Origin of the sequence: Paracoccus sp. FO-3, from assembly GCF_006386455.1 — a bacterium.
GTDB lineage: Bacteria > Pseudomonadota > Alphaproteobacteria > Rhodobacterales > Rhodobacteraceae > Paracoccus > Paracoccus versutus.
This window is the reverse complement of sequence record NZ_VCBQ01000014.1, coordinates 1-17,859: the sequence shown is the minus strand read 5'-3', so window position 1 is coordinate 17,859 and position 17,859 is coordinate 1. Positions and strand designations below refer to the sequence as shown.

Below are 17,859 nucleotides of genomic sequence, written 5' to 3'. Positions count from 1 at the left end.
CGCCGCCGGCGCGGACCTGCCCGCTGCGCCGATCCGCAGATGTCGGGCCGAGAATCATCCCGCCCAGGGCCGGAACCGGCGGCGCGGCAGCGTCTGAACGGTCCGGTTCTGTCTGTTTTTGCGGCGGGGGCCCTCCCATGGCTGCCCGGTGGAACGCCAAGATTCGCCCGATGATTCTGGCGTTTCGCAGCGTCATTGCGGCAAATCGACGATCAGACCCGGCAAAGCACTTGACCTGTCAGGCAGATTCGTTTGCATCGGGACAGGGAATATCTCTAGACATGGGAGGCATTATGTCACTCTTCTCCACCCGGATGCTTGCGGCATCGGCTTTCGCCTTGATGGCTGCGGCGCCGCTGCATGCCAAGACCTTCGTCTATTGCTCGGAGGGCTCGCCGGAAGGGTTCGACGCCGCGCCCTATACCGCGGGCACCACCTTCGACGCCTCGGGCCATGCGGTCTACAACCGTCTGGTGCAGTTCAAGCCGGGCACCACCGAGATCGAGCCGGCCCTGGCCGAAAGCTGGGACGTGTCGGAGGACGGGCTGGAATACACCTTCCATCTGCGCCAGGGCGTGAAGTTCCATTCCAACGACAAGTTCACGCCCTCGCGCGACTTCAACGCCGACGACGTGATCTTCACCTTCGAGCGCCAGGCCAGCGCCGACCATCCCTGGCACGAATACATCCCCGGCATCACCTATGAGTATTATTCCTCGATGGAGATGGACAAGCTGATCAAGTCCATCGAAAAGGTCGACGACCATACGGTGAAGTTCACCCTCAACCAGCCCGAGGCGCCGTTCCTGGCCAATGTGGCCATGCCCTTCGTCTCGATCGTGTCCAAGGAATATGCCGATGCGCTGGACGCCGCCGGCACCCGCGAAGACCTGAACAACGCCCCCATCGGCACCGGCCCCTTCAAGTTCGTCGCCTACCAGAAGGACGCGGTGATCCGCTATCAGAAGAACGCCGACTACTGGGGCGAGGCGCCCAAGATCGACGACCTGGTCTTTGCCATCACCCCCGACGCCTCGGTGCGGCTGCAAAAGCTCAAGGCCGGCGAATGCCACCTGATGCCCTATCCCGCGCCCGCCGACCTGGACGAGATCCGCGCCGATCCGAACCTCAAGCTGGACGAGCAGCCCGGCCTGAACGTGGGCTACCTGGCCTATAACACCACCGTCGCGCCTTTCGACAACCCGCAGGTCCGCAAGGCGCTGAACATGGCCATGGACAAGCCGGCGCTGATCGATGCCGTCTACCAGGGCAATGCCGAGGTCGCCAAGAACCCGATCCCGCCGACCATGTGGTCCTATAACGACGCCATCGAGGACGACAAATACGATCCCGAGGCGGCCAAGGCGATGCTGGAGGAAGCCGGCGTCAAGGACCTGACCATGGAAGTCTGGGCCATGCCGGTGCAGCGCCCCTACATGCCCAACGCCCGCCGCACCGCCGAGATGATCCAGAGCGACTTCGCCAAGGTCGGCGTCAAGGTCGAGATCGTCAGCTACGAATGGGGCGAATACCTGAAGAAGTCGATGGAAGAGGGCCGCAAGGGCGCCGTCATCCTGGGCTGGACCGGCGACAACGGCGATCCCGACAACTTCCTGTCGGTGCTTCTGTCCTGCGCCGCGGCCACGCCGGGCGGGGCGAACCGTGCCTTCTGGTGCAACCAGGAATTCTCGGACCTGCTGGCCAAGGCCAAGGCGACCTCGGACCATGACGAGCGGGTCAAGCTTTACGAAGAGGCGCAGGTCATCTTCAAGCGCGAGGCACCCTGGGCCACGCTGGCGCATTCGACCCAATACGTGCCGATGGCCAAGAACGTCACCGGCTTCGTGCAGTCGCCGTTGGGCGACTATGTCTTCGACACCGTGGACTTGACCGAATAAGGTCGCGCCCGGATTGAAACTCTCGCGGCCGTGCAGGGAAATTTCCTTGCACGGCCCTTAGGTTAGGGTTCGATGCTCAGATTCATCCTCAAGAAACTGCTTTACCTGGTCCCGACGATGATCGGGATCACGCTGGTGGCCTTCGGCTTCATCCGCCTGCTGCCGGGCGATCCGGTGCTGCTGATGGCCGGCGAGCGCGGCGTCTCGCCCGAGCGCTATGCCCAGATCGCGGCGCAGCTTGGCTATGACAAGCCGGTCTGGCAGCAATACCTGCATTATCTCGGCAACCTGCTGCAGGGCGACCTGGGCAATTCGCTGGTGACGAAGAAGCCGGTGCTGACCGAGTTCCTGGCGCTGTTCCCGGCCACGGTCGAGCTGGCGCTGGTGGCCATCATCATCGCCACGGTGATCGGCGTGCCGGTGGGCGTGATCGCGGCGATCAAGCGCGGCAGCTGGTTCGACCAGGTTTCGATGACCGCGGCGCTGGTCGGGTTTTCCATGCCGATCTTCTGGTGGGGGCTTCTGCTCATCATCCTGTTTTCCGGCGTGCTGGGCTGGACCCCGGTCTCGGGCCGCATCTCGCTGATGTATTTCTTTCCGCAGGTCACGGGCTTCATGCTGATCGACAGCCTGATTTCCGGGCAGAAGGGCGCCTTCGCCTCGGCGCTGAGCCACCTGATCCTGCCCTCGATCGTGCTGGCGACCATTCCGCTGGCGGTGATCGCGCGGCAGACCCGCTCGGCCATGCTGGAGGTGATGGGCGAGGATTACGTCCGCACCGCCAGGGCCAAGGGCCTGTCGACCCGCCGGGTGATCGGGGTCCATGCGCTGCGCAATGCCATGATCCCGGTCATCACCACCATCGGCCTGCAGGTCGGCGTTCTGATGGCGGGCGCCATCCTGACCGAGACGATCTTTTCCTGGCCCGGCATCGGCAAGTGGATGATCGATTCGATCTCGCGCCGCGACTATCCGGTGGTGCAGTCGGGCCTGCTGCTGATCGCCGCCATCGTGATGATCGTGAACCTGATCGTCGACCTGACCTATGGTCTCATCAACCCGAGGATCCGGCACAAATGACCGATACCACCGTCAAGATTTCGGACGCGGCCATCCGCCGCCGGATGCTGCGCGAGTTCTGGTTCTATTTCAGCCAGAACCGCGGCGCGGTGATCGGCCTCGTCGTCTTCGTCCTGCTGGTGCTGACCGCGATCTTCGCGTCGCTGATCGCGCCGCATGACCCGACGCAGCAATATCGCGACGCGCTGCTGGTGCCGCCGATCTGGCAAGAGGGCGGGCGCGCGGGCTTTCTGCTGGGCACCGATGCCGTGGGCCGGGACATGCTGTCGCGGCTGATCCATGGCGCGCAATATTCGCTGTTCATCGGCATCGTCGTCGTCGCCATCGCCCTGACCGGCGGCATCATCATCGGGCTGGTCGCCGGTTTCTTCGGCGGCTGGGTCGATACCGTCATCATGCGCGTCATGGACGTGGTGCTGGCCTTTCCCTCGCTCTTGCTGGCGCTGGTGCTGGTCGCCGTGCTGGGGCCGGGGCTGACCAATGCGATGATCGCCATCGCCATCGTCTACCAGCCGCATTTCGCACGCCTGACCCGCGCCGCGGTGATGGGCGAGAAGGCGCGCGAATATGTCACCGCCGCCAAGGTGGCGGGCGCCGGCAACCTGCGGCTGATGTTCAAGACCATCCTGCCCAATTGCCTGGCGCCCTTGATCGTGCAGGCGACGCTTTCCTTCAGTTCGGCGGTCCTCGACAGCGCCGCGCTGGGTTTCCTCGGCATGGGCGCGCAGCCGCCGGCGTCCGAATGGGGCACCATGCTGGCCGAGGCGCGCGAGTTCATCCTGCGCGCCTGGTGGGTCGTGACCTTCCCCGGCCTCGCCATCCTGGTCTCGGTGCTGGCGATCAACCTGATGGGCGACGGGCTGCGCGACGCGCTCGACCCGAAACTGAAGCGGAGCTGACCGATGGCGCTTCTGACAATCCGCAACCTGACCGTGCGCTTCGCCACCTCGACCGGCAGCTTCACCGCCGTGGACGGCATCGACGTGACCGTGGACAAGGGCGAGGTGCTGGCCATCGTGGGCGAGTCGGGCTCGGGCAAGTCGGTGTCGATGCTGGCGGCGATGGGGCTTTTGCCCGACACCGCCACCGTCACCGCCGACGAGATGACCTTCGACGGGCAGGATCTGCTGCGCATGACCCCGCGCCAGCGCCGCCGCATCATCGGGCGCGAGATCACCATGATCTTCCAGGAACCCATCGCGTCCCTGAACCCCAGCTTTACCACCGGCTACCAGATCGAGGAGGTGCTGCGCTTCAACGCGGGCCTGTCGAAACGCGCCGCCCGCGCCCGCGCGCTGGAGCTGTTCCGCCAGGTCGGCATCCCCGACCCCGAGGAAAAGCTGAAAAGCTATCCGCACCAGATGTCCGGCGGGCAATGCCAGCGGGTGATGATCGCCATGGCCATCGCCACCGGCCCGCGCCTCTTGATCGCGGACGAGCCGACGACGGCGCTGGACGTGACCATCCAGAAGCAGATCCTCGACCTGCTGATGAAACTGCAGGAACAGACCGGCATGGCGCTGATCCTGATCACCCACGACATGGGCGTGGTGGCCGAGACGGCGGACCGCGTGCAGGTGCAATACAAGGGCCGCAAGATGGAAGAGGCCGACGTGCTGACGCTGTTCGAGGCACCTTCGCATCCCTATACCCGCGCGCTGCTTTCGGCCCTGCCCGAGAACGCGACGGGCGACCGGCTGCCCACCGTCGGCAGCTTCCTTGAACCGGAGGTGCAGCCATGAGTGTCGTCGAAGGGCGCAACCTGATCCGCGACTATTACGTCCCCGGCTCGCTGACCCGCGCCGCCAAGATGGTGCGCGCGGTCAAGGGCATCAGCTTCTCGGTCGATCGCGGCAAGACGCTGGCCATCGTCGGCGAATCCGGCTCGGGCAAGTCGACGCTGGCGCGGATCATCGCGCTGATCGACCCGGCCTCGGGCGGCGAGCTGCTGATCGACGGCAAGCCCGTGGACATCGGCAAGGCGCGGCTGACGCGCGAGATGCGCTCCAAGGTGCAGATGGTGTTCCAGAACCCCTATGGCAGCCTGAACCCGCGCCAGAAGATCGGCGACGTGCTGATGGAGCCCCTGCTTCTGAACACCGACACGCCCGCCGCCGAGCGTCGCCGCCGCGCCGAGGAGATGCTGGCCAAGGTCGGCCTGCCGCCCGAGGTGTTCAACCGCTATCCGCACATGTTCTCGGGCGGGCAGCGCCAGCGCATCGCCATCGCCCGCGCGCTGATGCTGAACCCGACGCTGCTGGTGCTGGACGAGCCGGTCTCGGCGCTGGACCTTTCGGTCCAGGCGCAGGTGCTGAACCTGCTGGCCGACCTGCAGGACGAGTTCAACCTGGCCTATGTCTTCATCAGCCACGACCTGTCGGTGGTGCGCTATATCGCCGACGACGTGCTGGTGATGAACAAGGGCGAGGCGGTCGAGCAGGGCAGCCGCGAAGAGGTCTTCGCAGACCCCCGCCACCCCTATACGCGCGAGTTGTTCGCCGCGACCCCGGTGACGGACATCGAGGCGATCCGCGAGCGCGTGGCGCGCCGCAAGGCGCTGCGCGCGGCGATGGCCTGACGCGACGAGGATGCCGGGGCGCGCAGGTCACAGGCGTCCCGGCAATGCCTTGGCCCCTGGCAGGCTGCTGGAAAAGGATCTTGGGCCTTTTCTGTAAAGGAATTGGTCCCCGATCTGGCGCAACTGGTCCAGGAATTTGAGGTTTCCGGGTCATTTTGCGGCGAATTTCCCGGCGTCCAGAGCCGGATCTAGACACCCGGGCCGTTTTTCCGTAGCCCGCCTAGGTCGACAGGCTGGGGCCGGCGCAGCGCTTGGGGTGCATGTTGCGGAAGGTCTCCCATGCCTCGTTCAGCGCGCGGGTGCGCGCCTCAGCCAGGCGGATCGCCTCGGGCGGCAGGCCGCGGGCCAGGGCGCGGTCGGGATGGCTTTCGCGCACCAGTTCGCGCCAGCGCCGCCGCGCCTCGGGCAGCGGCGTGTCGGGCGTCACGCCCAGCACCTCGCAAGAGGGGCAGCCCTGCCGGCGGTCGTGGCGGGCGCGGATCGCCGCCACCTGCGCGGCGGGCAGGCCGAAGATGCGCGCCACCTCGTCGATGAAAATGATCTCGGCCTCGTGCAGGTCGCCATCGGCGACGGCGATGATGAACAGCCCCTCGACCACATCGGCCAGCACCGGGTCGCCCGCCGGGAACATGGCCGCGATGCGCCGCGCCCAGGCGTCGAAGCCCGCCACGTCCTGCCGCGCCAGGTCGAAGACGCGGGCGGCGTTCTTTTCCTCGGACCGCGGGATGATGAAGACGCGGCGAAAGGCCGCCACCTCGGACCGCGCCACGGCACCGTCGGCCTTGGCGAGCTTGGCCCCCAGCGCGATCACGGCGATGGTGAAGGCCACCGATTTCTCGGGCGGGGTGGCCGGGCGGCGCGCGCCGACGATCGCCGCCAGCCGGTCGGCAATGCGCTGCCAGAAGCTGCGGGGCTTCGGCAGTTCGGGGCAGGGCTGTTTCTGGTCCTTGATCGCGGCGTCCATGGCCTGCAGCCTAGGCGGGGTGGCGGGTCAAGTCCACTGACATTCCCGCCAGTTACGAGCCGTCATCTGCGGCTTTCCAACGCGGCCTTGACGACCAGCACCACCAGCGCGATCACGGTCAGCGTCGAGGCGGCGGCAAAGGCGCCGGTGGTGTTGAGGTCGTTGAACATCAGCTCGATTTGCAGGGGCAGGGTGTTGGTCTGCCCGCGGATCGAGCCCGAGACGACCGAGACGCCGCCGAACTCGCCCACCGCCCGCGCCGTGCAAAGCACCGCGCCGTAAAGCAGCGCCCAGCGGATATTGGGCAGGGTGACGCGGGAAAACACCTGCCAGCCGCGCGCGCCCAGCGTGACCGCCGCCTGCTCCTGTTCCGAGCCCTGCGCCTGCATCAGCGGCAGCACCTCGCGCACGACGAAGGGGGCGGTGACGAACATGGTCACAAGCACGATGCCGGGCAGGGCGAACATGACCTTCAGGTCATGCGCGGCCAGCCACGGGCCCAGCAGGCCCTGCCGGCCGTAAAGCAGCAGGTAGCAGATGCCGGCGATGATCGGCGAGATCGAGAAGGGGATCTCGATCAGCACCATCAAGAGCTTGCGCCCCGGAAAGCGAAAGCGGGCGATGGCCCAGGCGGCGGCGATGCCGAAGGCGATGTTGACCGGCACCACGATCACCGCGACCAGCGTCGTCAGCCAGATCGCATGCAGGACCAGCGGATCGGCGATGTTCTTCAGATAGACCGCCCAGCCCTCGGCAAAGGCGCGCCAGAAGATGAAGGCCAGGGGCGCCACCACGAAGATCGCGGTCAGCGCGAAGGCCAGCCCGATCAGCAGCCGCGGCACCGCGCGGCTTTGGCCGGGGGCGTGGGTCAGCGCGACGGTGCTCATCAGCGGGCCTCCAGGTGGCGGGCGGCGCGGAACTGGATCAGGTTCGAGACCACCAGCAGGATCAGCGCGAACAGCAGCAGCACCAGCGCGATGGCGGCGGCGCCCTGGTAGTCGTATTCCTCCAGCCGGATGAAGGCCAGCAGCGCCGCGATCTCGGTCTTGAAGGGCAGGTTGCCGGCGATGAACACCACCGCGCCGAACTCGCCCAGCGAGCGGGCGAAGGCCACGGTCGAACCCGCCAGCCAGGCCGGCAGGATCGCCGGCAGCACCACGCGGCGGAAGATGGCAAAGGGCCGGGCGCCCAGCGTCATCGCCGCCTGCTCCAGCGCCGGGTCCAGATCCTCCAGCACCGGCTGGATCGCGCGCACCACGAAGGGGATCGAGGTGAAGGTCATCGCCAGGATCACGCCGCCCAGCGTATAGACCAGCTCGATCCCGGCGCCGGCCAGCGGCGCGCCGAACCAGCCGTTCGCCGAATAAAGCGCGGTCAGCGAGATGCCGGCGACGGCGGTCGGCAGGGCGAAGGGAATGTCCATAAGCGCGTCCAGGATGCGCTTGCCGGGAAAGTCGTAGCGCGTCAGCACCCAGGCCATCAGCAGGCCGTAGAAGGCGTTGAAGACGGTGGCCGCGGCGGCGGCGGTCAGCGTCACCCGCAGCGCCGCCAGCGTGCGCGGCGCGGTGACGATGGCCCAGAACCGCGCCGGCCCGATCTCGGCCCCCTTCAGCACCAGCGCCGCCACCGGGATCAGGATCACCAGCCCGACGTAAAGCAACGTGGTGCCGAGGCTCAGCGAGAACCCCGGCAATACGCGTTTCGCGCGGATGGGCGCGGCGGCGGCGCTCATTGGTTGACGAAGACCTTGTCGAGGATGCCGCCCTCGGCCAGGTGCTCATCCTGCACCTTCTGCCAGCCGCCGAAGACCTCGTCCACGGTCAAGAGCTTCACCTCGGGGAACTCGGCGGCGTATTTCGCCGTCACCGCCTCGTCGGTGGTGCGATAGTGGTTCTCGGCTAGGGTGTCCTGCGCCTCGGGCGAGTAGAGCCAGTTGAGATATTCCGTCGAAACCTCGGTCGAGCCGTTCTTTTCGGCGTTCTCGGCCACCACGGCGACCGGGAAGGCGGCGAAAAGGCTAGTCGCGGGGGTCACGGCCTCGAAGCCCTGGGCCTCGTATTGCTTGGCGATGCCCTTGGTCTCGGCCTCGAAGGTGATCAGCACGTCGCCGATATTGCGCTCGGCGAAGGTCTGGGTGGCGGCGCGGCCGCCGGTGTCGAAGACCGGGACGTTGGCAAAGATCTTGCCGACGAATTCCTGCGCCGTCTCGGGCGTGCCGCCCGCTTGCGTCAGGGCATAGGCATAGGCGGCCAGATAGGTATAGCGGCCGTTGCCGCTGGTCTTGGGGTTGGGGAACACCGCCTGCACGTCGTCGCGCGCCAGGTCCGACCAGTCCTTGATCCCCTTGGGATTGCCCTTGCGCACCAGGAAGGCGGGCAGCGAGTAATAGGGCGAGGCGCCGTTCGGCAGGGCCTCGCGCCAGTTCTCGGCCACCAGGCCGTTCTGGGCCAGCACGTCCACGTCGGTTTCCTGGTTGAAGGTGACGACATCGGCCGGCAGCCCTTCGAGGATGGCGCGCGCCTGTTTCGACGAGCCGCCATGGCTTTGGTCGATGGTCACGTCGCGGCCGGTCTTTTCCTTCCAATGCGCCTGGAACTCGGGGTTCAGCGCCTCGAACAGCTCGCGGGCGATGTCATAGCTGACGTTCAGGATCTTGTCCTGGGCCAGCGCCGGGCTGCTGCCCAGCATCAGCGCCAGCGCGGCGACGTGAAGCTTGCGGATCGTCATAGGCTTTTCTCCTTGCGGGGGAATGCGGCGGTGGCGGCCTGCGAAGCCAGGGCGCGCGGGCCGGGAAAGATCGTGCCCGCCTCGGGGCGCAGGTTGACGCGGGCGCCGGGGACCAGCCCCTGCGCCTCGGGCGCGCGGCGGGGCAGGTCGATGCCGAACTGGCCGGTGCCGTCGGTCAGCTCCAGCCGCAGCAGGGCGCCGTTGCTGGTGCGATGGGCGACCTGCCAGCGCCCGGCGGGATCTGCCAGGGGCGTCACGTCGGCGGGGCGCAGGAACAGCGTGGCCGGCCCGTCGGGCAGGGCGCGGCGCGGCAGGCGGCTGGGGTCCAGCCCCTGCGCCTCGGCCCGGCCGGCCTGCAGCATCACCGGCAATTCGATGGTCGCGCCCATGAAGCGGGCGACGAAGGGGCTGGCGGGATGATCGTGGATCTGGTCGGCATTGCCGATCTGCTCGATCCGGCCCTCGCCCATCACTACGACGCGGTCGGCCAGCTCGAAGGCTTCCTCCTGGTCGTGGGTGACGAAGATCGTGGTCGATCCGGCCTCGTCATGCACCTGGCGCAGCCAGGCGCGCAGGTCGCGGCGCACGGCGGCGTCGAGCGCGCCGAAGGGCTCGTCCAGCAAGAGCACCGTGGGCTCGATGGCCAGCGCGCGCCCCAGCGCCACCCGCTGGCGCTGGCCGCCCGAAAGCTGAGCCGGGTAGCGGTCGCCCAGATGCGCGATCTGCAGGAACTCCAGCAGCTGGTCCACCTTGGCCGCGATCACCGCCTTGCCCGGCCGCTGGGCGCGCGGGCGCACGGTCAGGCCGAAGGCGATGTTGTCGCGCACGCTCATATGCGGGAACAGCGCGTAATGCTGAAAGACGAAGCCGATGCGGCGGTCCTGCGCCGCCAGGTGCAGCCAGTCGGCGCCATGCACCACCAGCCCGCCCGAGTCCGGCCATTCCAGCCCGGCGATGATCTTGAGAAGCGTGGTCTTGCCCGAGCCCGAGGGTCCGAGCAGCGCCACCAGCTCGCCCGATTCGATGGTCAGGTCGATGCCGCGCAGGACAGCGGTGCCGTCGAAGCTTTTGGTCATGTGCTCGATGACGATGGACATGGGCGCCTCCGTTTCCGCGCCAGAGGTAGCGGGCGGGTCGGGGCCGGGCAAGCCGGGCGGGCCCCGGCCGCCCCGGCGGGCGGCGAATGTTTTCCCAAGGCTGGCCGGGCGGCGGACCGCTGTTCCCCTGCCGCCGGCCCGGCGCGGAAAGCGTCCGGGCCGCAAGGGGCTGGCGCGCGCATTCTTCCTTATTTTTCATGCCGCCTGGCCGCGCGGGGCTTCGCAATCGCGCCGGCCGCTGCTAGGGTCCGGCGCGCAGCAGCAAAGGGACGGTGCGATGGGTGGCGGGGATCTGGTGATCGGGCGGGAAAGCCCCCTGGGCGAGGATCTGGCGCTGCTGTTTCGGCGCCATACCGCCGACATGCATGCCGACACGCCGCCGGAATCGATCCACATGCTGCCGCGCGCCGCGCTGGAGGGCCCCGAGATCGCCTTTTTCGTGCTGCGCGAGGGCGGCGTGCCGGTCGGCATGGGCGCGGTCAAGCGCATCGCCCCCGATCATGGCGAGATCAAGTCCATGCATGTGCTGGCCGAGGCGCGCGGGCGCGGCCATTCCCGCCGCATGCTCGGGGCGCTGGTCGCCCATGCGCGGGCCGAGGGCATGGCGCGGCTGAGCCTGGAAACCGGGGTGCAGCCGACCTTCATCGCCGCGCGCGGGCTTTATGCGCGGGCGGGTTTCGTCGAATGCCCGCCCTTTGGCGACTACCACCCCGATCCGAACAGCGTCTTCATGACGATTGCGCTGCGCGGTTCGGATTGAACGGTTGATTCAGCCGCCGTCCTGCGCCATGACTGCCGCCATGCGGCCCCGTAGCTCAACTGGATAGAGCAAGCGCCTTCTAAGCGCTAGGTTCCGGGTTCAAGTCCTGGCGGGGTCGCCATCCTATCAAGAAATGCTTTGAATATCAGGCGCTAGACGCCCGGTTTCCATTCTGGCTCTGATCGGTTCCCCGTTTCCATGCCTGATCCGCCGCGCAGGGGATGCGCTTGCGGCCCGCGCCTTGCTTTGCGTCGCCGGGCTTCGGGCGGGCCCGCCTGGCCGGCCGGGCCGCGATCCGATGCGCCTCAGCGCGGCGCAGCCTGCCAAGGCGGCAGCGGCGACTTGCGGATCATGTCCGCGGCCTTCTCGGCGATCATGATGGTCGGGGCGCTGGTGTTGCCGCGGGTGATGCGCGGCATGACCGAGGCGTCCGCCACGCGCAGCCGGCCGATGCCGTGAACGCGCAGCTGCGGATCGACCACCGCCATCTCGTCCCTGCCCATCTTGCAGGTGCTGGTCTGGTGCCAGCCCGTGCTGCCGGCCTGTTTCAGATGATCCAGCAGCTGGTCGTCTGTGACGGCATCGGGTCCGGGCGCCAGTTCGCTGACGATCCGCCGCGACAGCGGCTCGGTGGCGAGGATCCTGCGAAACAACCTCATGCCGATCAGGGTGCGGCGGATGTCGTCCTCGTCGCCCAGATAGTTCGGGTGAAAGGCCGGTGCCGCCAGCGGGTCCGCGGATTTCAGTGCCATATGGCCGGTCGATTTCGGGCCGACCAGCACCGTCGCCCCGCTCATCCCCGGCTCGGGGTCGACGACGACCTGGCCGCTGGGCAGGAAGTTCGAGGTCATTGGCCGGATCGCCAGTTGCAGGTCGGGCTGCGGCTGGTCGGGCGTGGACCGGACATAGGCGCTGACCGCCGAGGATCCCATCGCCAGGTAGCCGCGACGGGTCAGCAGGTAGCGCATCCCCTCGACATATTTGCGCCATCCGACGAGGTGGCCGTTATAGGAGCTGTCGGGCGTCACCCGCATCAGGAAGGGCGCGAACCAATGGTCCTGCAGGTTCTGCCCGACGCCGGGCAGGTGCCTTGCCGCCTGGATGCCGAACTTGCGAAGCTGCCCGGCATCGCCGATCCCCGAATGCATCAGCAGATGCGGCGAGGCCAGCGCGCCGGCGGACAGGATGACCTCGCGCGCGGCGTGGATGATCCGCCTGGCGCCGTCCTGGATCACCTCGACGCCGGTCGCCTCGCCGTTTCGGAGGACGATGCGCAGAACCTGGACCCCGGTCAGCACGGTCAGGTTGCGGCGATGCAGGACCGGCTTGACGAAGGCGGTATAGGCGGATTCCCGGCGGCCGCCGCGAATGGTGAATTGCTGATACGAGACGCCTTCGTAGGGCGGCGCGTTCAGGCCGCGGATCTCGGGGATGCCGTTCCTGACGGCGGCGGCGACGAAATCCTGGGTCGAGGGGTGGCGGATCACCGGGTCGCTGACCGCCAGCGGGCCGTCGCCGCCGAAAAACGCGTCTGCGCCCCGCTCGTTGCACTCGGATTTCCTGAAATAGGGCAGGACATCGCGGTAGCTCCAGCCCTCGTTGCCGAGGCTGGCCCAATGGTCGTAATCCATCGGATGGCCGCGCGAATAGACCATGCCGTTGACGGAACTCGATCCGCCCAGCGTCTTGCCGCGGGGCCAATAGACCGTGCGCCCGCCAAGGGTCGGAACGGTTTCGGTGGTAAAGGCCCAGTTGTAGCGCTTGTTGAGGAAAAGCGGGCCCATGCCGGCGGGGGTGTTGATCCAGAAATAATCCGCCGACGGTCCCGCCTCGATCAGCAGGACGCTTTTCCTGGAATCCTCGGACAGGCGGCTCGCCATGACGCAACCGGCGGAACCGGCGCCGACAACGAGATAATCGTATGGTTCCATATCAATCCCCTCCCGGAATGGCGGACGCATGGGGATGCGTCCGGGCTGTCCTGTTTCGTCCCGTCAGTTGGTTTCGCCGGCGGCGATATGGGGCTCGAGCCTCTGGCTGCCGGAGGCGGCCCTTGTCGTCCAGCCATCTGGCCCCGTCGATCTCGATCGACGCGATGCGCGCGTTCCGGCGCCCCTTCACGCCCGGCGGCGCGGTCGCGAACAGCGCATGCATGCCCAGCAGGCCGCCTTCCTGCGCCGGCGACCGCAGCCGGCCGAGCCTGTCGCAGGTGTCCCTGGTGATCCGCGGCCGGTCGAGGCCGCCGCTCGGCGGCATCCTGTCCGGGCTGGAGGGCGCGGGAGCCAGGGCGATGTCGGCCATGCCCGACGGCCGCACCGAAAGCTGGCCCTTGCCTAGCCGCCCGGTATGGAACCCGGCCCGGCCGCCGGTCGCTTCGGCCACGGTATCGACAAGAACCTGGCCGCATGGAGTTGCTTGCCGGCCACGGATCGGAGACCTTAAGCGCTTGCGCCGCCGCATTTCCGGCGGTCATGAGCGGCAAGAGGCCCAGGGCGGCAAGCTTCGCCGGTCTTTTCATCGCCTTTTCCTCCCGCTGGTTACAAATTCGCCGGGCCAGGACAAGCCGGCCCGCCAAGGGGTTGTCGCTGCGGCCGGATCGCCGGGTTCAGCCGGCCGGGCCCTGGGGCGCCCTGGGGTCGAGATAATCCGCCAGGCCCAGGCGGCGCCGGGCGAAATACTGCATCTCGATCATCAGGCAGCCGGACGCCGAGACCAGCGGCCCGTGCGGCGTTCCCGGCGGGCGGATGACATAGGCCGGGGCGCGCAAGGTGATGCCGCTTTCCTTCTGCGTCAGCGCGCCCTCGATCAGCAGCGCCTCTTCCCAATGCGGATGGGTGAAGGCCGCGAAGGTCTCGCCGCCCGGTTCGAAGCGGACATAGCGGGTGCGAAACCCCTCGGCTTCCGCCTCGTTCCAGGCGCCGCTGAGCGGCTTGACGAATATGCCGGCGGTGCCGGCGACCGGCTCCCAACCCGTGGCCAGATCGACTTCGAACATGCTGCGCCTTCCTTTTTCCCGGCGGTTCCGGGACGGGATGCCCGTCCCGGAGCGCATTCATTCAGCCTGCCGGAACGCCTCGAGGATCTCGGTGCCCGGCTTGCGGTTGTCGTTCATGCGCGCCGCCCAACCCTCGGCCACCGTCGCGGTTTTTTCGTTCCACAGCGCGATCTCCTCGTCGCTCAGGACCGCCGGCTGATAGCCGTATTTGTCGATCATGTCCTGGCGGACCCTGGCCTCTTCGCCCTCGGTCCATCGGCACAGGTTCTCCTGCGCCTCGGCGGCGGCGGCGGTGATCTCTTGCCGGATGTTTTCGGGCAGGGATTGCCATTTGCTTTCCGCCATGGCGAAGACGATGGTCGCGGAACCCAGGTTCGGCCCCTCGGCGCCGTATTTGAACAGCGATTCAAGTTCATAGGGCGGCGCGGCGTGATAGGGCCAGATCGCGCCGTCGATGGTGCCGCGGCGCAGGGAATCGTTGATCTCGCTGGCCGTCAGCTGGATCGGAACCGCACCCAGGGCACGGACCGTCTGCTCCATGGCGGCACCCGAGGCCCGGATCTTCAGGCCCTGAAGGTCGGCCAGCGACCGGACCGGCTTGGTGGTGGTGGGAACCTTGTAGCCGGGAAGGATAGTCACGAACAGCGCGCGCATGCCCTGGGGCTTGTATTCCGCTTCGGAAAGCACGCCGCCGGGCCTGGCGATTTCCCAAAGCTTGCGCGTCGCATCGCAGGCGTCCTCGTATTTCACCGGCAGTTCCGCCACGGTCGTCAGCGGCATCTTGTCGGATGCATAGGACGGGATCAGGACCACGATATCCGCCAGCTTGCTGTTGAGGACCGAGACATAGTCCTTGCCAAGCTGACCGGCGGGATAGACCTCATAGGACACCCTGCCGTCGCTGGCCTTGACCACGGCATCCGCCATGCGCCCCAGCCCCTCGACCCAGGCGTAATGGGTCGAGGAAAGCGGATGCGCAAAGCGCAGCTTCACCTCTTCCTGCGCCTGCAGCGGTTGCCCCAGCGCCAGGACGCCCGCCATCGCGACAGCGGCCATTTTCGTTGTCTTGTGCAGCATTTCTCCTCCAATCTGCTGGGATGAAGCCGTTTTCGCTCAACGGTCTGTCTGTTGCCCGCCGTCCCCAGGGGGCGGCGTCGCGGTCATTGCCGGCTGCGATACGAGGAAACGGCAGGCATTTCGCATCACGCCATGCGATGCCGTCTCACAAGGATGGCGCAGGCCGGTCCTGGTGCCGATCAGGCGCTTTTCCGAAGCTCGGCTTCGGTGGCGTCGCGGCGCGTGTTCAGGGCAGGGCGGCTGGACGCCGCCCGCATTCGCCGGGGCGCGCTTAGAACGAGGCGGCGCCGGCGGTGATCCCGCCATCGACGGGAACGACGGCCCCGGTCATGAAGCTGGCATCCTCCGACAGCAGGAAGGCGATGACCGAGGCGACTTCCTCGGGGCGCCCCTCGCGCCCGATCGGATGGGCGGCGCGCATCTTGCGGGCGCGTTCGGGGTCGGCGAACATCGCCTCGGTAAAGGGCGAGTTGATGATGCCGGGCGCGACGCAGTTCACCCGGATGCCGCGCGGCGCCAGGTCCATCGCCGCGGCCCGCGTCAGGCCGATGACCCCATGTTTCGAGGTCACATAGGGCAGGCGGGCGGGCAGCCCCTCGAGCCCGGCCTGGGACGAGATATTGACCACCGCGCCGCTGTCGCGCCCCTCGCTGGCCTGGGCATAGGCGCGGCAGGTATGGAAGGAGCCGTCCAGGTTCGCTGCCATGTTGCTGCGCCACAACTCGTCCGTGGTGTCCGAGGCGCTGCCCCAGCCCTTGATGCCGGCGGCATTGACCAGATAGTCCACCGCGCCGAAGCGCTGCCTTGCCGCCTCGAAGGCCGCGACCACCTGGCCGTCGTCCGAGACATCCACCGCCACCGCCAGCAGCCGGTCGCCGCCGCCCAGTTCCGCCACCACCCGGTTCGCGTTTTCCTGTTGCAGGTCGGCGACGACGACATTGGCGCCCTCGTCGAACAGCCTGCGGGCCGTGGCCGCGCCGATCCCGCTGCCGCCGCCGGTGATGAATACCGTCTTTCCTTCAAACCGTGCCATTCTCGTCTCCTCTCCGAGAGTTCTGGTCTTTCGCGATGCGTCGGGGAAAGCGGCCGGACCGAGTGCGCCGTCATCCCGCCGGCCGGAAGTCCCGCAGCGGAACCTCCAGCTTTCCGGCCAGCCCGGCGGGGATGCCCACCGACTTGACCTCGACATAGGAATCGAAGGCCTCCAGCCCCGCCTCGCGCCCGATGCCGGATTTCTTGAAGCCGCCCACCGGGCAGTAATATCCCGGCCCCACGCCGTTGATGTCCGTGGCCCCGGTCCTGATGCGGCGGGCGATGCGCAGGGCATGTTCGTCCTCGGCGGCGAAGATCGCGCCATGCAGCCCGTATTGGGTGCCGTTGGCGATCTCGACCGCCTCGTCCTCGCCGTCGAAGGGGATCACGGCGATGACGGGGCCGAAGATCTCTTCCTGCGCGATGGCCGCCCCCGGCGCCACGTCCGAAAAGATCGTCGGCTCGACGAACCAGCCGTGGTTCAGGCGGCCCGGCCGGCCGCCGCCCAGGACCAGGCGCGCGCCCTCGGCCTTGCCCTTGGCGATATAGCCCTCGACCCGGTCGCGCTGGCGGGCGCTGACCATGGGGCCGATCTCGGTCGCCGGATCCATCGGATCGCCCACCGGCATCGAGGCGACCATGGCGGAAAAGGCGTCCAGGAACTCGGCCTTGCGGTTGGCCGCGACCAGCACGCGGGTCTTGTTGCTGCAGATCTGGCCCGAATTGCGCAGCGAGGCGACGCGCAGCGATTCCACCGCCTTGGGAATGTCGGCGCCGTCCAGGACGATCGCCGCCGACTTGCCGCCCAGCTCCAGCGTGATGCGGCGGATCTCGGCGCCGCAAAGCCCGCCCAGGCGCTGCCCGGCCGCGGTTGAGCCGGTGAAGCTGACCTTGTCCACGCCCGGATGCAGGCACAGGTATTCGCTGGTCTCGCGGTCGGCGGGGACGACGTTCACCACCCCCTTGGGCAGGCCCGCCCGCTCGAACAGCTCGGCCAGCAGATAGGCGTCGACCGGGGTTTCCGGCGCCGGCTTGAAGACGGCGGTGTTCCCCGCCAGCAGCGCCGGCGCCAGCTTGAGCATCGCCACCACCAGCGGGCCGTTCCACGGCGCCACCGCCGCGACCACGCCCAGCGGCTCGCGCAGGACCAGCCCGTAGCCCGAGGGCGACTGGCGCAGTTCCTCGAACGGATAGCGGTCCACGACATCCAGCGCGATGTCCAGCATCGCCCGCGCCCCCGCCGACTGCATCCATCTCGACAGCGTGATCGGGCTGCCCATCTCTTCGGTCACGAGCTGGGCGATCAGGTCTTCCTGCGCCTTGAGCCCGTCGCTCAGGCGGCGCAGGATCTCGCGCCGCTCGGCCAGCGACATGCGCGGCCAGGGGCCCTGGTCAAAGGCGTTGCGCGCCGCCGCCACCGCCCTGTCGATATCGGCGCGATCGGCCGTGACGACGCTGGTCAGCCTTTCCTCGGTGAAGGGCGAGATCACATCGACGAATGCCGTCGAATGCGGCCGCACCCATTCCCCGCCGATGAAAAGCCGGTCGTGCCTTCCTTCCCAGATCATGATTTCCTCCTCCCATTCCTGCGGCGTCCCCGACCAGCCTGCCGGAAACGCTCATGTTCATTCTGCGCATCGGAAGACGGGCA

17 protein-coding genes and 1 tRNA gene are annotated in these 17,859 nt (G+C 67.7%); 7 read left to right on the top strand and 11 right to left on the bottom strand.

Annotated features, from left to right (window positions below; genetic code table 11):
• The first annotated feature begins 293 nt into the window (after nt 1-293).
• From FE811_RS05760 to FE811_RS05740, 5 genes are all read left to right on the top strand, one after another.
• Nucleotides 294-1,898, top strand: coding sequence for an ABC transporter substrate-binding protein (locus tag FE811_RS05760; protein WP_072463165.1), 1,605 nt, complete (start codon nt 294-296; stop codon nt 1,896-1,898).
• A gap of 72 nt (nt 1,899-1,970) precedes the next feature.
• The gene (locus tag FE811_RS05755) at nt 1,971-2,978 is read left to right on the top strand and encodes an ABC transporter permease subunit (RefSeq protein WP_036757631.1); all 1,008 of its coding nucleotides are present in this window, start codon (nt 1,971-1,973) and stop codon (nt 2,976-2,978) included.
• Nucleotides 2,975-3,877 (top strand): ABC transporter permease subunit, encoded by a 903-nt coding sequence (locus FE811_RS05750; protein WP_036757630.1) that lies wholly within the window; start codon nt 2,975-2,977, stop codon nt 3,875-3,877. The genes FE811_RS05755 and FE811_RS05750 overlap by 4 nt, the downstream gene beginning before the upstream one ends.
• Before the next feature lie 3 nt (nt 3,878-3,880).
• Nucleotides 3,881-4,720, top strand: coding sequence for an ABC transporter ATP-binding protein (locus tag FE811_RS05745; RefSeq protein ID WP_052096078.1), 840 nt, complete (start codon nt 3,881-3,883; stop codon nt 4,718-4,720).
• Complete coding sequence (locus FE811_RS05740) at nt 4,717-5,556, top strand: ATP-binding cassette domain-containing protein (protein ID WP_036757629.1); 840 nt, start codon at nt 4,717-4,719, stop codon at nt 5,554-5,556. Before FE811_RS05745 ends, FE811_RS05740 begins: the two co-directional genes overlap by 4 nt.
• A 220-nt stretch (nt 5,557-5,776) precedes the next feature.
• On the opposite strand, the gene FE811_RS05735 is transcribed toward FE811_RS05740, so the two are convergent.
• From FE811_RS05735 to FE811_RS05715, 5 genes are all read right to left on the bottom strand, one after another.
• Nucleotides 5,777-6,520 carry a molecular chaperone DjiA gene (locus FE811_RS05735; protein WP_036757628.1) on the bottom strand — a complete coding sequence of 248 codons (744 nt, stop codon included), beginning with the start codon at nt 6,518-6,520 and terminating at the stop codon, nt 5,777-5,779.
• 62 nt (nt 6,521-6,582) lie between these two features.
• Nucleotides 6,583-7,407 (bottom strand): sulfate ABC transporter permease subunit CysW, encoded by an 825-nt coding sequence (gene cysW / locus FE811_RS05730; protein WP_072463167.1) that lies wholly within the window; start codon nt 7,405-7,407, stop codon nt 6,583-6,585.
• Nucleotides 7,407-8,252: a sulfate ABC transporter permease subunit CysT gene (gene cysT / locus FE811_RS05725; protein WP_116222629.1), complete on the bottom strand. Its 846-nt coding sequence runs from the start codon at nt 8,250-8,252 to the stop codon at nt 7,407-7,409. The genes cysW and cysT overlap by 1 nt, the downstream gene beginning before the upstream one ends.
• Complete coding sequence (locus FE811_RS05720) at nt 8,249-9,247, bottom strand: sulfate ABC transporter substrate-binding protein (RefSeq protein WP_116222630.1); 999 nt, start codon at nt 9,245-9,247, stop codon at nt 8,249-8,251. Before FE811_RS05720 ends, cysT begins: the two co-directional genes overlap by 4 nt.
• Entirely contained in the window at nt 9,244-10,344 is a 1,101-nt protein-coding gene (locus FE811_RS05715) for a sulfate/molybdate ABC transporter ATP-binding protein (protein ID WP_116222631.1), read from the bottom strand. The genes FE811_RS05720 and FE811_RS05715 overlap by 4 nt, the downstream gene beginning before the upstream one ends.
• Before the next feature lie 277 nt (nt 10,345-10,621).
• Between FE811_RS05715 and FE811_RS05710 the strand changes: the two genes are divergently transcribed.
• On the top strand, nt 10,622-11,104 hold the full coding sequence (locus FE811_RS05710) for a GNAT family N-acetyltransferase (protein WP_116222851.1): 483 nt from the start codon (nt 10,622-10,624) through the stop codon (nt 11,102-11,104).
• A gap of 44 nt (nt 11,105-11,148) precedes the next feature.
• Nucleotides 11,149-11,225, top strand: a tRNA-Arg gene (locus tag FE811_RS05705).
• A gap of 184 nt (nt 11,226-11,409) precedes the next feature.
• Here FE811_RS05705 and FE811_RS05700 read toward each other — a convergent pair.
• From FE811_RS05700 to FE811_RS05675, 6 genes are all read right to left on the bottom strand, one after another.
• Nucleotides 11,410-13,035 (bottom strand): GMC family oxidoreductase, encoded by a 1,626-nt coding sequence (locus FE811_RS05700; protein WP_116222632.1) that lies wholly within the window; start codon nt 13,033-13,035, stop codon nt 11,410-11,412.
• Between the two features lies 1 nt (nt 13,036).
• Nucleotides 13,037-13,486, bottom strand: a complete 450-nt coding sequence (locus FE811_RS05695) for a hypothetical protein (protein WP_116222633.1) — start codon at nt 13,484-13,486, stop codon at nt 13,037-13,039.
• 223 nt (nt 13,487-13,709) lie between these two features.
• Complete coding sequence (locus FE811_RS05690) at nt 13,710-14,099, bottom strand: cupin domain-containing protein (RefSeq protein ID WP_166435586.1); 390 nt, start codon at nt 14,097-14,099, stop codon at nt 13,710-13,712.
• 57 nt (nt 14,100-14,156) lie between these two features.
• Nucleotides 14,157-15,155 (bottom strand): TRAP transporter substrate-binding protein DctP, encoded by a 999-nt coding sequence (dctP, locus tag FE811_RS05685; protein WP_166435587.1) that lies wholly within the window; start codon nt 15,153-15,155, stop codon nt 14,157-14,159.
• 292 nt (nt 15,156-15,447) lie between these two features.
• Nucleotides 15,448-16,209 carry an SDR family NAD(P)-dependent oxidoreductase gene (locus FE811_RS05680; protein WP_116222636.1) on the bottom strand — a complete coding sequence of 254 codons (762 nt, stop codon included), beginning with the start codon at nt 16,207-16,209 and terminating at the stop codon, nt 15,448-15,450.
• Nucleotides 16,210-16,279: 70 nt separating this feature from the next.
• Nucleotides 16,280-17,776 carry an aldehyde dehydrogenase gene (locus FE811_RS05675; protein WP_140846955.1) on the bottom strand — a complete coding sequence of 499 codons (1,497 nt, stop codon included), beginning with the start codon at nt 17,774-17,776 and terminating at the stop codon, nt 16,280-16,282.
• Nucleotides 17,777-17,859: the final 83 nt, after the last annotated feature.